Here is a 15,048-nt window from a genome sequence, read left to right as displayed (position 1 = left end):
TATCCATTTAATTCCCTCCCTAAAATTAAGGGCGGAATTCTAATGCTTTTTATTCAAACTACAAGCTCATGTGCGTAACATAAGATTATCAGGAGCATACTTCTTTAGCCCATTGTATAATTCCATTGCTACACGATTGATTTCAGGAATGGGTTGCGCACTCATCTTTTCTCCTAATGATTGCAATTCAGGCGATCCATCGTGAAGTTGTTTTTTAGTCTTTTCAATAAACATATTTAATTGATCATTAGTAACATTATCACCGAGCAAAGGAGAAAGTGAATACAGTACTTGTTTCAATATATTTACGTCAACCGAACTGTCTTTAAATAAATTTTCAACATGTAGAATGAGTTCGTTTACAGAATTCTTTGGTGATCCTTCAAACTGTTCTGCTTTTTTAAGAACATTATCATACAGTCTAATAAACCCAAAGTTTTTTAATAATGTCCAGACTTTAGGATTTACCTTAAATGCTGCAAGCTCAAAAGCTCGATTGTTTTTCAGGTCGTCGCTAATGTGTCGAAAGGCCTCATAATTTTGTTTCACCGCAGCAAGAGCAATAGTTTCGTTATTTTTAATTGATTCAGCAGCATGCTGTATGGCTAAGCCATCATGATTTACCATCTCAAGCATAAACTCAGGATTAGCCTTTAATTCATTTCCCACATAACTAACGCTAAATCCTTTATTTTTCATTGCAATATGAATAATTTCTATATCATTTCTTAAAGCAGGATTGGTTGTATAAGATAGAACTGGGCCAAAAGATGCTGCTGCTAAAAGAACAATCTCACGATTACCACGTAGTTCCTTACTAGCATCTGTAATTGCTCCGCCAGATTGCGATACTGCTGCTCGGACAACTTCTTCATTATTCTTTAAAGTATCGGAAGCAAACTCGAGCACATCACCATTTTGTTGCACCGCTGCAAGAACAATCTTTTCATTATTCCTTAAGGCATCTGATGCATACTGGAGCGCAAAACCATCTTGTTGAACCGCTGCAAGAACAATCTTATCATTATTCTTTAAGGCATCTGACGCATACTGGAGCGCATAACCATCTTGTTGAACCGCTGCAAGAACAACCTCTTCGTTATTTTTTACATCGTCACCTGCAAAAAGAAGAGAATGTCCGTAATTTTGTACTGCTACCTTAACAACATCAGGATCGTTTTTTAGAGTATCACTGGCATCTTTTAAAAGGTGTCCAGCTTTTTTAACAGCCTCAAGAACTTCTTCTTTGGTTGAATCTTTAGTAATCATTAGGTTTCCTTTTTTAAAAACGGGTTATCTGCATTAAATGACCACAATGTACAAAGTTAAGTGTTTACCGTAAAAACGGTTAACCTGGTAAAAAGCAGTGTAATAAAATAATCATGTTGACTTATTTTAAGTCATTTTTAAGCTTATTGCAATAGTCAGAGCCTTAGTATGGCGATAACGCAATCAATGTTTATGTATTTTGCTCATTCAATTCCTGTATTACGACTTCGTTTAATACAGGCTACAAATATAGATGCATTCATTACGCTAGATGGATTATTGTAAAAACCCTTATATTGTAGCCTGGGAGGAGACTCAAAGAGCCGTATCCCGCACTACTTTAGTGGTTAAAAAACTGTAAAGAATAACCACTAATACTAGGATTTAGGCACAAAGCTGGTAGCTGGTAGCCTTGATGCAGCGTCAGCGAAATCAAGGTTTTTTATAGGCTGTGCATTAAATTATTCTCTAATCCAACTCGTGATTTAAGAACAGGAAAAAAACAACCTGGAGTTGGGCTAACTCGGTGTTTGAGCCTATGGGTGAATTTGGCGAGTAATTCCTTGATTTCGCTGACGCTGCATCAAGGCTACCAGCTGAAAAAACCTTCCTGTATTACGACTTTGTCTAATACAGCCTACAAATAAAGAAGATTTCACTATGCTACAAAAAATATCGCAACAATCCTTATATTGTAGCCTGGGAGGAGGCTCAAAGAGCCGTATCCCGGGCTACTTTAGTGGTTGAAAGACTGAAAAGAACAATCACTTTTATTAAAGTTTGGGTTCAAAGTGTTGGATGAGTTCTTTATTTTCTATGTATTGTTTTGCCACAAGACCCGCTCCCGTTGCAAATAAACCCGCTGCTGCCAAACCAACGCTCACAGCAGGAATAGCACCTACTCCTGTTAATCCCAGAGCTATAGACGCTCCTGCAGCGACTATTGCGAGAGCCATCATCAGCACACCTAACAACTGTATGCCAGTGGATTTGCTTTTAATTGCGGATTGTACGAAAGCAGAATAATCTTTGATGCTTGCATCATGAGTCGGTTGACTTAAAAACGTATGAGTTTTATCCAAAACTTTTTTTAGATCCGCAAGGGGGATGCTGTCTTGAACAAAAAAGGTCTCGATTTGCTTCATTAGATTATCTGCATATGTCAGGGTATCTTCATTCAGTTTATGTTGGGACATACCCATGAATTTTTTGTATCGCTGGTATGAATTTAAGAACGGTCTAAAACTCGTATGTGCATAATAACGTGCTTTGATTGTTTGTTTTACAGCGGCAAGAACTATTTCTCTGTCTTTCTTAAACGACTCTGGAGCATGCAATAACGCCATTCCGTTTTTCTGAACGGCAGCAAAAACAATGTCTCTATCCCGGCAAAAAGGAGGAGCAACATCATTAAGAGCATTTCCTTGGCTAGCCACTGCAGCAAGAGCAATTTCTTTGTAATCTGCAATGGATGGATCAATCATCTGAATGAGATAACCATTTTGCTGCACTGCCTTAAGAATAAACTCTTTTTGGCGATTGTATGGGCTATCCAGAATAAAAAAGGCCAACCCATTAGTTCGCAACGCAGCACGAATAACGGATGGTGTCTTTCGAAATGATTCATCAGCATATCTAAGCGCCCAACCATTCTGGCGTACCGCTTCCATTACGATGTCTTTATCTTTTTTAAATTCATTGCAGGCATAGTACAACGCCAAACCGTTTTGCCTAACCGCAGCCAGAACAACTTCCCGGTTAGCCCGTACATCTGCTCCAGCAAATCGAAGCAACAATCCACTGGACTTTACTGGTTTCAAAAAAACATCGGGATCATTTTTTAGAGTATCGTTAGCATATTGAATCGAGTGGTATTCAAAGAATCTTAAATTTAGAAGTTCTTCTTTGGTGGAACTGGCAGTAATCATATTCGTTTCTCTTTAAAATATAGTCTGAACTGCACTTAGGGCAATTTTAACAGGATGATCCTGCCTTTGTGTTCATAATAAATACATTTAGTGGGATAATATCACAAAAAGGGGGTGGAAAACAATGACTCAATTTTCCAGTAAAAGATAACCAGGGATTTTTTGTGTAAAAATTTAAGAAAAGCGTGTCTCAGGAGCGTCTGGTTTATTTTGTCTGGAAGGAGGCTCAGGAAGTCGTATTGCGGAATACGGATCTCTTGGTATTTGTAGTAAAAGACCAGTCAGCAATAGGGGAATGATGCTCCAGATGCGCCTATAGATTCAGCACAATTTCCGGTTATTTTTTCTGTTCTTGGATAATAATGAAAACACAACACGGGTTGGGTTTGAGAATATGAAGTGACGGTGCGACATTAATAAACCTTGATTACGCTGTCGCTGCATCAAGGCTACCAGGAATCAACTATGGGATTGGCCCGGGGTTTGGCTTTTTGAGCTTTCCTCCGGGCTGTGATAGGTGTGTTTATGGTCAATTATGGACCTTTTGGAGATTCTTTTGTAAATTTTTCAATGGTTTCTTTTGTCTCTTTTGCAACGGCTAAGGCAGTTGCTCCTGCGGCAAAAAATCCTACTGCTGCCAAACCAACTCCAACGGCAGGTACTGCACCGGCAGCGGTGACTCCCAAGGCAATGGCAACTCCCGAGACAATGACACCAAGGACATTCATTAAAATACCTAATGCTTTCATGCTTGGCGAGGAGTGGTGTAAAGCACTTTTTACAAACTCGGCGTAATCATCAGTTATTTCCTTGTTTTTAGGATTAGTCAATAAGTTATAGCTTTTATCCATGACTTGCTGCATTCTACTCTTGCTCAATGACCCATCTTTATAGAATTCTTCAACTTTTTTAAGAATTTCACGTACAGGTTCTTTTGCTTTTTCTTCTATGGGGCTGTTCTCATCATTTATGAGGTTACTAAGTTTAAGGTACGAATCGAAAAATCGTTCTGTTTCTTTTGGAGTAATTCGTACAGTATCATTTTGCCTGATAGCGCTAAGCACTATATCCCAATCGTTTTTTAAAGGTATTGGCACAAACTCGAGCGCATGACCATTTTTCTGCACTGCATCAAGGGCAATGTCTTTATCTTCTTTAAAGTTGTCTGGCGCAAATTCAAGTGCCAAACCATCTTGCTGTACTGCGGAGAGGACAACGTCTCTGTTTGATTTTAATTCATCGGATGCGAACAGAAGCAGTTTTCCTGTTGTTTTAATTGCTTCATGATCAATTTTGGGGGTGATTAATGCCAGCATCATTTGATGAAGCTCTTTGCGTTCTTCTAAAGAGGATTCGTGGTAAATTATATTTCTATCTAACTGAATCATTAACCCAACAAGCTTTAAATGATAGTCGTTGATGCTTTTGACGTTAATACTGTAATTCTTCCATTTCTCTTGCGGTTTATCTGAGTAATACAGATCAAGGAATATTTCGGTAAAAGCTACGGCATCATAGAGTGTTGGGTAAGTCAATGTCTGTTTTATTCCAATGCTTCTGACCTTTTCCAGAATGTGTTGCAGGGGTTCTTTAAGCGTTTCGTCAGATTTTTCTGCTGTTATTGACAGGAAATCAAACCATTCCTGAAATCTTGACGAATATTTATTCGCAAATGCGTCGAGGTAGACTCTCTGTTTTGCTGCTACTATTGCAAACTGTACATCCTTTAGAAGTTCTTGATTGACAAACTGACGTGCATTTGAATTTTGTTTTAATGCCGCAATGGCAATTTCCTGATTATTTTTGCACTCATCATTTGCAAATTGCAGTGCTAAGCCATTGTTGTTCACTGCTGCGAGAACGATTTGGGGATTTTTTCTGCACTCTTCATCCGCAAATTGCAGTGCTAAGCCATTGTTGTTCACTGCTGCAAGAACGATTTCGGGATTTTTTCTGCATTCCTCATCCGCAAATTGTAGTGTTAATCCGTTGATTGATACAACCGAACGCACAGTTTCTGTATCTTTTTTTAACTGATCATCAGCAAATTCAAATAACCAGTCGTTTTTTTGAACCGCATCACGATCTACCTGAGGAACTAATACCGCCAGCATTAAACGACCTAAACGCTGTTGTTCAGGCGATGGGTTTCTTAATAATTCTTTTAAAAAGTTGATTGATCTATTTTTAGCTTGTATGTCATCACCCAATGCGATTATAAGCTCTTCCAATGTTGCATGCGCTTTAGCTGTTAAATTCTTATCCTCATCGGAGTAAATCTCTTGAATGTACGCTAAAAATACCTCTACGGAAGCTTTCATGGGCTCAGTGAACGTTGAGGCGCTTTCTTTTAACTCCAGAAATTTCCTATAAAAATTTTGCCATCTATACCGGTCTATGACTTTGGGATAGGCTATAGCCGCCTCAAGCATGAACTGATTATTTTGTAAAGACTTATCTGATTTTATTATTGCATCAGGATTAGTTTTCAGGGCAGTAAGTACTACTTCTTTGTCTTTTCTAAATGCTTTGTCTGCATAACAAAATGCGTTACCATTCTGGTTTAATGCCGTAAGAACAATGTCTCTGTTTTTTTGTAAACTTCCATCAGCATATCCAAGTGCCAACCCATTTTGTTGCACTGCAGCACGAACGATCTCTTCATCTTTTCTTAAGCTTTTATTCCCAAATCGAAGTAACAATCCATTTTGACGCACTGCGGCGAGAATAATATCACGATCGTTGCGTATTTCTTCGGGAATTTCATATAACTTTTCTAATACGTTAGCGTTTTGTAATACTGCAGCGAGAACAATTTCTCTATCCATTTTATTATTGTTCCAACGATATACATTAACTAATTGCATTCCGTCTTGCGTTACTGCAGCAAGTCTGATGTTCTTTTGCTTACGAAGATCTCCTATTACAGAAGAAAATGCCTTACCATTTTGTGTTAAGGCAGCGAGAACAACTTCTTCATTTTGTCTTAAATTATCATGAGCATACTTGAGTGCTAAACCGTTTTGGTTAACTGCAGCAAGAACAATGTCACGGTCTTTTTTTAATTCATCACTTGCATAATACAGGGCTAAACCATTGTTTCGTACTGCAGCAAGGACAATGCGCCTATCTTTTTTTAACGCATCACTCGCATACTTCAGAGCTAGTCCATTCTTCTGAACTGCGGCAAGAATGATTTTCTCGTTACCCCTCAGACTGCTATCAGCAAACTGAATTGCCATGCCATTTTGCTCAACTGCAGCCTGGACAATTACCTCATCTCTTTTGAGTGATTGATCAGCGTATCTGAGTGCCATGCCATTTTGTCGCACTGCCAGCAGAACAGTTTCTTCTTCACGTTTTATAAGTGGATTTGCATATTTTAGTGCCATGCCATTTTTTTCTACCGCTGCTTTAACAATGGCTGTGTTTGCTTGTAATATGGCATCAGCAAACTGCAACGCCATGCCATTTTGTTTTACCGCTGCGTCAACAATGGTTGCGTCTTCTTTTAATCTGACATCAGCAAACTGCAACGCCATGCCATTTTGTTTGACTGCTGCGTTAACAACGGTTGTGTCTTCTTTTAAACTGACATCAGCAAACTGTAACGCCATGCCATTTTGTTCTACCGCTGCGTTAACAATGATTGAGTCTGCTTTTAATGTGTCATCAGCAAACTGCAACGCCATGCCATTTTGTTTGACTGCTGCATTAACAATGGCTGTGTCTGCTTTTAATGTGACATCAGCAAACTGCAACGCCATACCATTTTGTTCGACTGCTGCAAGGACACAGTCTGCGTTTTTTTTGATCTCTGGACTGGCATGTTGAAGCAATAGTCCATCAAGTTTTAGTGCTGCAAGAAATACATCAGGGTCGTTTTTTATGCGCTCATATGCTTGCAAAATACAGCTGGGATTATCTTTTAACGCCCTTAGGACTTCTTCTTTGGTTGATATCATGTTTATCATATTCATACCTTACCGTAAAATAGTTGAACATTAAAGGCTGAGAACAGAGATTCAGATCAGTTCATCAACTTCTTAACTCAAATAAATGAGGAGTGGCTGTATTTGATAAAAATTGTTTTAATTTTTAAATTTATCATATAGTTTTATTGTAGATCAGTTTGTTAAAAAAACAACATTAGTCGATTGTGGTTGACGATTATCATGTGTCATACGAGCCTTCTCTTGGCATTTGTAGTAAAAGACCGGTCAGCAATAGAGGAATCAAGGAATGGCGCTCCAGATGCGCCTATGGGTTTAGCTCAATTTCTGGTTATTTTTTCTGCTTTTGGGTAATGATGAATACACAATAAGGGTTGGTTTAGAGAATGTGAAGTGATGATGCGGCATCGATAAACCTTGATTACGCTGTCGCTGCATCAAGGCTACCCGAAATGAATACCATTACCTCTCATGCTTTTCACCATGCACCTAAGGTATTCGTCTGTTTACCATAATTAAGAGCTGTTTCAACACTTCCCGTTAAAATCCTAAAGGCTCCAATCAACAGGGTTTGTTCCGTTCACTTGTAGCCTGTATTAGACAAAGTCGTAATACAGGGATTTTTCAGAGTATTTCAAGGGGCTATCGCAAGCTTAGAACCTGTATTACGACTTTGTCTAATACAGGCTACCGATATTGTAAGTATCTACCAGATAAATCAGGGGATGCTTCTCGTTAAGCTCTCTTCCGGGCTGTGATAGGTGCGTTTTATGGTCAATTATGGACTTTTTGGCGATTCATTTGTAAATTTTTCGATTAGTTTTTCTTCTTCTTTTTTATTTTTCTTATTTTTTGCCAAGGTGGCTGATCCTGCGGCAAACAATCCGGCTGCTAACAAACCAGTTCCAATGGCCGGCAGGGCACTGACAGCAGTGGCTGCCAAAACAACTGAAACTCCTAATACAACAGCAGCAAGAGCATTCATCAGGATGCCTAATATGCGCATTTCTCGTGACGTGCTTTTTAACGAATCCTGAACAAATGAGGCATAATTATTGGTTATTTGCTTGTTGGCTGGGCTGTTCAAAAACTCATAAGTTTTATCCAAAACTCGTTTCAGCTGGTTGATGTTTGGTTTACCGAGTTTGTAAAATGCTTCAACCTGTTGTAAAAGTTTTTGCGCATGGCCTTTTGCTGGTTCAGTGAAACCTTCTGTTTTGGCAGAAAACAGAAGGTAAGATACCAGAAAGGGCTGGAGGTTTTTATCTGTGTGTAAGAGCGCATCACCTTTTTGTTGAACTGCTGCAAGAGCAATTTCTTTGTCTTTTTTAAGGTGATCAGGAGCAAATCTAATCGCCAAACCATCTTGCTGTACAGCGGCAAGCACAATTTCTCTGTCTGTTTTAAATTCATCAGGTACGTATTGCAGGGTTAAACCGTTCTGTTGAACTGCTGCAAGGATGTTGTCTTTATTGGCTTTGAATTGTTCTGATGCGAATTCCAAAAGCCAAGGGTGTGTTTTTATTGCTTCAAGATCAATTTGCGGAACTATTAATCGGATGAGCGCATGATTCAGAGATTTTATTTCAGGTGATGCGTTTGTTAATGACCCTCGAATAGATGCAAAAAGCTGATTGTATTGCTGCGTTGCTAAAGCATTGTCAAGTAGATGCAGGGATTTGGCTATTGTTTTAATATCTAACACATTACTCGCAACCAATTGATTCAGCTGCTCAAAAAACTCTTTTTTGCTATTGCGCCATAGAGTTGATGGATTTTTAATCAGCTCACGATACGTTTGATAAAAATCATTCAGCTCGTCACTAATATAGCTCATGACCTTATTGTTTTTTTGCATTGCCGCCAGAGCAAATTCAGGATGACGCAAAAGTGCTTTATCCGCAAATTTTATTGCTTCACCATTTTGGGATAATGCCGCAAGGACAATTTCAGGATTCTTTTTACATTCTTCAGCAGCATATTGTAATGCCAAGCTATTTTGAGATAGCGCAGCACGTAAAACATCAGGATTTTTTTTGAGCTCATCATCAGCGAATTGCAGAGCCAGGCCATAGTGTGATACCGCTGCAATAACAGCCGATTTGTCTTTTTTTAAATCATCACCCGCAAACTCCAGGAGAAATCCGTATTTACTGAGGGTGGTAAGGTCTATCTGGGGCAGGATTAGCGGCTTCATCAAGTTACCTAATGTACGAATTTCTTCTACAGGATTGGAAAGTAACCCATAAAGGAAAATTACGGAATTAGTATGCTGAGCTTCGTCTGTTTCAGGCTTCAGTAGTTTTTCTAACACGTTTAACGAAACCCAGTATCCGGTTTTATCCGTTAGAATGCAGTACTCCGCAATTTTTTCAAGAAGCTTGAATGCGGCACCTTTGGCTGGCTCAGCAAATTCTGATGCCCGTTCTCTATACGTCAGATAGGCTTTTGATAAAGGAGTATTTCTGATCAGGGGTAAAATCAAAGGATTAACCTTTACAGCAGAAAGTAAAAAATCGGTGTCGTTGACTAAATCCTTATTCGCTAATTGAATCGCTTCCGGGTTTGTATTCAGGGCGACCAGGATGACGGCCTGGTCATTGGCGAATTGTGTCAGATGTTTAAGGGCATGGCCATTTCGGGCTACTGCCTTCAAAACAAATTCCCGATTATTAAGCAAACGAGCAGGGGCGTATTTAATGGCATCTGCGTTTTGTAGTGTTGCTGCAAGAAGAATTTCTTCATTGTGTTGTAAACGTGCAGATGCCTTAAACAACATAAGCCCATTATTTGCAACTGCCGCACGAATAATCTCTTCATCATCAAGTAATTGAGGTGCGGCAAAATGCACTGCATAAGCATCCTGTTTTACTGCAGCAAGAACAATATTTTTGTTTGTCCGGGAACTTTCAAGCTCATGCTCCAGCGCTCTGCCATTGTGTTCCATAAAGGCAATAACTACGTCTTCATGGTTTTTGAGACTGATTGTTGCATAATCTCGGGCTGTGGGGTTTTGTTTTACGGCAGCAATAACCACATCTTTGTTACTTCGAATGACCTCATCTGCAAATTGCAGTACTGTTCCGTTAACACGAACTGCTGCAAGCCAAAATTCAGCGTCTCGTTTCAAATCACTATTGGCATTCGCCAGGGCATGGGGATTGTTTTCTAGCTCCTGCAGGACTTCTTCTCTGGTAGATTCAGACGTTATCATGTTGACCTCTGCATGTATTCCTGGAATTAGGTTTAATTCAATTTTTAAACAGTGTTCCAGACCCTGTTTTTATTAATCGTGGTTGCTTAATGAGGCGCACAGATGATTGTGCAAAAATAAAATTTATAACCATCTAGTCTTATTGTAATACAAAAAAAGCATATATTAAAATCAAACTGTCTTTTTATCCGCATTTTTGATGATGAGCGGTCGCTATTTTTATGATTTGATGTTCAAAAATGAAATTTCTTCGTCAAGAAGAGGTGTAAAAATATCAGTCTGATTTTGCAAATAATGCAATGTTTGTTTTATGTCATATACTTTATCAGGATAGCTCCTGAAAATAAGGTTAAACCATGGACATGAAACGTTCTCTCTTATCTTTTTCTTTAATTGCTTTAATGAATACTTACGTTTTTGCTACAACACAGGAAGGTGAAGAGGCATATAACCAAAAGCGTTATGAAAAAGCCTTCATATTACTCAGCCCTGAAGCGGAAAAAGGGGATGCGAAAGCGCAATATTTGCTGGGTAAAATGTATTATAACGCTCAAGGTGTGGCCTATAACCCTGACAAAACAGAACAATTATTGTTGGCTGCGGCAAATCAGGGCAATGTTGATGCGCAAGTATTGCTTGCTGGATTTTACTGGTACATGAATACCCCGGAAGGCTTTAAAAAAGCATTGACCTGGTATCAAAAAGCGGCAGATCAGAATAATCCTGAAGGGCAATACGGTTTGGGATATATGTATGATACCGGTTCAGGTGTACCTCAAAACCCCGAAACAGCAATGATTTGGTACAAAAAAGCAGCGGAGCTTGGAAATTCTAATGCTGCTTTGGCTATTGGTTATGATTACGATACTGGAACAGGAGTAACCAAAGACAAGACTCAGGCTATAGCCTGGTATACCAAAGCTGCCGATATGGGAAATGCCAGTGCTCAGTACAATCTTGGGTTAATGTACGAGCAGGGTGATGGAGTTGCCGTAGATTTTAATAAAGCAGCTCAGTACTTTGAAAAAGCAGCTGAGCAAAATCACGCTAAATCGCAATTGGAATTAGGGTATTTGTATGATGCCGGAAAGCTGGGGCAAACCGATTTACAGAAAGCAGCTTATTGGTATCAAAAAAGTGCTGATTTAGGTAATGCCAATGCGCAATTTAATCTGGCCGATATGTATTTCTATGGTGATGGTGTTGGTAAAAATCTGGATCAATCTGTTTTTTGGATGCGAAAGGCTGCAGAACAGGGATATGGCAAAGCACAAAATCAGTTGGGCATTTATTATAGGGATGGAATAGGGATAGCCACTGATCCAATAACTGCTTATGCCTGGTTTAGCGCTGCTGCGAATCATGGTTATGATAAAGCTTCTAAAAATTTGAGCGAATTGGAGAAAACTTTAAGTGCTGATGATGTAATCAAGGCTAAAATGTTGGGTCAGCAATTTTCAGACAACTACAGGGTAAAAGCAGATTAGGCCAATTAGGTTAAGCCTCCAGGGTAAACGCATCTAAACGTATTATCTAAGACCAAGATGCCTACGTTCCGCACTTTATGTGCGGAATCCAGATCTTTGCCTGCACTAAGATCGCATGGATCCTGCGCATAAAGCGCAGGACGTAGGCAAAAGAGTGGAGATTTATGTTCAAAATTTAGATGCGTTTGCCCTGGTTAAGCCACAGGCGCTTTTCCTTTTGGTTTGTTACGGTGTTTTATCCCTGTGTTATTGTGCTTGAGAACTAACTCTGTTAGGTTAAAATTAACAAACAGATTTAGGATGATCATGTTGACCAAAAGGGATCGTTTTGCGTTGTGGCGAGGAAAAGAGGCAGAAAAGGAATCTGCTATTTTCGATACTGTACTCTTTATGGAGCAGTATCTAGCTGACCAGGAAAGCCTCTTTTTCATAAAAACAGATTTGGCTCATCATCAAACAGCTCATTTTTTGCAGGTAAGCCAAAAAGGCAAGCATGCCTATGGCGCAGTAGCTTTCTCCAGGCTTGTTGTTGAGGAGTCATTCGATTTTCTTGAGGATAAGGGGTCGGATATTGGGCGAATTTTGCACGACTTAAAACAAATTCTTGGTGCACTTTATGAAAATCCGGGAAAAAATACCCAAAAAAATGCATACGATTTAATTGAATGTGTCAATCAACTCTTAACCCGAAACACAGCTGACAGTTTGTCTTTAGCGCAAAGCCATTCACTCTTTTTTTCGTTTTATTATGTTCTAAAATTATTTGGCGTTGGAGTGAGCAGTCTTGGCAATTGGAAAAAATATGTGATCAACACATTTATCGATTTACACAAAATAGTTCAGGCCACCGAAATGTTGCTGCAACGTGTTGACAAAAAAATTGCAGAAATTAAAAAAACGCACAATCTACCGCCAGTACAAGACAACAAGGCAAATTATCACGATACATCATTGCATGATTATTTTAGCGAACGATTATTAACTTTGTATCATCGTGAAGAATCCAAAGACAAAGGGCTTTTGAGTTTGGGGAATGCTTTGCACGAACTTGGTGAGGGCATCAGTTCTTTAATTGCAGTCCGTAAGTCTCAACACGAGCTGGCTCTGCATGAGCAGCAGATTCAATCTTTGCTTGGCGCTTTGCTGGATAATGAGCAACGAGTTGTAGGACGGCAGTATTTTCTGGATTTAATCACAGGCCATCAGGATGCGTTGAATCTGTTAATCGCCAATACTCAAGCAGCATCCAGGCAGCATTTACTTGAATTAATGAATCAGCTAAAAAATCCGGGCATCATCACCAATTTATCTGGCAAGGTTCTCTACGGTATGAGTTGGGCAACCAGCATCATGTCGGTTGGTTTTAGAGCAATAACGCCGCAATCAACCCAGGAATCACTTATTAATAAAATGCCAGAAACGTTGGATTCTCAATGTAAAAAATACGTGAAGGAACTGGCGATTAACTATTTAAACCAGGTGCAGCACCAATCGCAGCAAACACAGCAGCAGATTGAGGATCTTGAGAATGGTCTGACGCAAGGAGAGGAAGCTATAAAATGTAAAATACAGGAAGCTTCTGATGATGATTTAGGGCAAATTGTCAGGGAATATAATGCTGTTGATGAGGCGTTAAGCCAATACAGACGGTTGTCTTGTTCTTTAGCGCAAAACCACCATTTACTCATTTCTTTTAAAAAAACGCATCATCTGCTTGCTGATTTTATTCAGCATCATGATGGCTGGATGGTGAAATTATCTAATTTTCTTGCCCAATTTTTTAGTTTTTTTAAATCAAAAACAGCTCTTTTAATCGATAGGGCTCGTGATTTGCAAAGTAAATTAGCTCATTTTGAAGAAGAATACCGAGCAGATCTTAAACGCTCTGTCCGTGAAATAGAACATAATCCGGATTTACCTATGCCTTTAAAGCATCATTTTATTAAACAACTTGAAATCATTGATCCTGTTGAATCGGCAACATCAACTTGTCCTGTGATAGACAAGGAGGAGCTTGAATTGCTGATTAAGCATACGGCAAAAATGTTTCAATCGGTAAACAGCCCCAGAACCTTGCCCGCTTCGGACGATTTGGAGCCAGAGAGGTCAGAGGGTGTTTTTTATTCTTTGCAAGCCAATTTTGGTCTGACTTAATAACCTCGTTTTTGGGTGGTTTCCTTATCATTGAATATACGACCTATAGGTGTTATTTTCAGATTAAATAATGTGATATAAAAAATGCACTAAAAAGGAGTTGAATCCATCGTGAATATTTTAATAGCTGGCGCTTCGGGATTAATTGGTCAGGAATTGATACATGGTTTATCGAAAGAACATCATTTTACTGTTCTTGGTCGACATAAAGATCAGCTCCGCCAGGTCTTTTCTGGACAATTTGTTTCAGTCTCCTGGGATGAGTTAGATAATCTCGACGCAACAGAATTTGACGCTGTAATTAATTTGTCAGGACTGAATATCTCTGCATCACGTTGGACACCCAAAATAAAAGAAGAAATTATTTCCTCTCGAGTTGATACAACCAAGCGTCTGGTCAGCTGGATCATCAAACAAAACGCCCGGCCACATTTTTATTGTGCGAATGCAGTGGGTATTTATGGTATGCAGGATAACGACGATTCCGAGGTTTTTAGCGAAGATACTGTGATTGATTTTTCTCATCCTAAAGATTTTTTAAGTGAAGTAGGAATTCGTTGGCAAGAAGCTCTAAATGAAGCGGAACAGGCAGGTCTTGCGGTAACTACAACTCGATTTGGGGTAGTACTTAAAAAAGGAAAAGGAATGTTGGGAAAATTATATCCCAGTTTTATTTGTGGATTGGGCAGTGTTATAGGCAACGGGAAGCAGTATTTGTCCTGGGTAAGCAGTAAGGATGTGGTCAATGCGTATCGTTTTTTATTGAGTCACCCTGAAATAACCGGAGCGGTGAACCTGACCTCTCCTAATCCTTGCATGCAAAAAGATTTTGCCAAGGCCTATGCCAAGGTGTTACACAGACCCTTAATCCTTATGACTCCCGGGTTTGTTATCCAGCTTTTATTCGGTGAAATGGGTGATTGCTTGATTAATCATGGTCAACACGTCGTTCCCAAGCGTCTGCTGGATGAGGGCTTTACTTTTCAATATCCTGCTATAGAAGAGGCATTAGCCTATGAACTTTCAGTCAGGGATTAAGCTTG

Annotated in this window: 7 protein-coding genes; 3 read left to right on the top strand and 4 right to left on the bottom strand. The window is 39.3% G+C overall.

What is annotated here, in order from left to right:
* Positions 1-66 precede the first annotated feature (66 nt).
* The 4 genes from Lwor_RS01420 to Lwor_RS01405 form a co-directional block, all read right to left on the bottom strand.
* Positions 67-1,269, bottom strand: coding sequence for a DUF4116 domain-containing protein (locus Lwor_RS01420; protein WP_058492074.1), 1,203 nt, complete (start codon positions 1,267-1,269; stop codon positions 67-69).
* 773 nt (positions 1,270-2,042) lie between these two features.
* Complete coding sequence (locus Lwor_RS01415) at positions 2,043-3,197, bottom strand: DUF4116 domain-containing protein (protein ID WP_058492072.1); 1,155 nt, start codon at positions 3,195-3,197, stop codon at positions 2,043-2,045.
* Between the two features lie 533 nt (positions 3,198-3,730).
* Complete coding sequence (locus tag Lwor_RS01410) at positions 3,731-7,171, bottom strand: DUF4116 domain-containing protein (RefSeq protein ID WP_058492070.1); 3,441 nt, start codon at positions 7,169-7,171, stop codon at positions 3,731-3,733.
* A 757-nt stretch (positions 7,172-7,928) separates the two neighbouring features.
* A complete protein-coding gene (locus Lwor_RS01405) occupies positions 7,929-10,364 on the bottom strand; it encodes a DUF4116 domain-containing protein (RefSeq protein ID WP_058492068.1) in 2,436 nt (811 codons plus the stop codon).
* 362 nt (positions 10,365-10,726) lie between these two features.
* Between Lwor_RS01405 and Lwor_RS01400 the strand changes: the two genes are divergently transcribed.
* From Lwor_RS01400 to Lwor_RS01390, 3 genes are all read left to right on the top strand, one after another.
* A complete protein-coding gene (locus Lwor_RS01400; RefSeq protein WP_274519222.1) occupies positions 10,727-11,851 on the top strand; it encodes an SEL1-like repeat protein in 1,125 nt (374 codons plus the stop codon).
* A 306-nt stretch (positions 11,852-12,157) separates the two neighbouring features.
* On the top strand, positions 12,158-14,005 hold the full coding sequence (locus tag Lwor_RS01395) for a hypothetical protein (RefSeq protein ID WP_058492063.1): 1,848 nt from the start codon (positions 12,158-12,160) through the stop codon (positions 14,003-14,005).
* Between the two features lie 111 nt (positions 14,006-14,116).
* Entirely contained in the window at positions 14,117-15,043 is a 927-nt protein-coding gene (locus tag Lwor_RS01390; protein ID WP_058492061.1) for a TIGR01777 family oxidoreductase, read from the top strand.
* Positions 15,044-15,048 lie beyond the last annotated feature (5 nt).

Source organism: Legionella worsleiensis (genome assembly GCF_001467535.1).
GTDB classification, from domain to species: Bacteria; Pseudomonadota; Gammaproteobacteria; order Legionellales; family Legionellaceae; genus Legionella; species Legionella worsleiensis.
This window is presented reverse-complemented; position numbering and strand designations above follow the sequence as displayed.

Coding starts and splice junctions, on each gene's coding strand:
- Lwor_RS01405 (WP_058492068.1), bottom strand. CDS start 10,364: ATGATAACGTCTGAATCTACCAGAGAAGAAGTCCTGCAGGAGCTAGAA.
- Lwor_RS01400 (WP_274519222.1), top strand. CDS start 10,727: ATGAAACGTTCTCTCTTATCTTTTTCTTTAATTGCTTTAATGAATACT.
- Lwor_RS01410 (WP_058492070.1), bottom strand. CDS start 7,171: ATGATAAACATGATATCAACCAAAGAAGAAGTCCTAAGGGCGTTAAAA.
- Lwor_RS01420 (WP_058492074.1), bottom strand. CDS start 1,269: ATGATTACTAAAGATTCAACCAAAGAAGAAGTTCTTGAGGCTGTTAAA.
- Lwor_RS01395 (WP_058492063.1), top strand. CDS start 12,158: ATGTTGACCAAAAGGGATCGTTTTGCGTTGTGGCGAGGAAAAGAGGCA.
- Lwor_RS01415 (WP_058492072.1), bottom strand. CDS start 3,197: ATGATTACTGCCAGTTCCACCAAAGAAGAACTTCTAAATTTAAGATTC.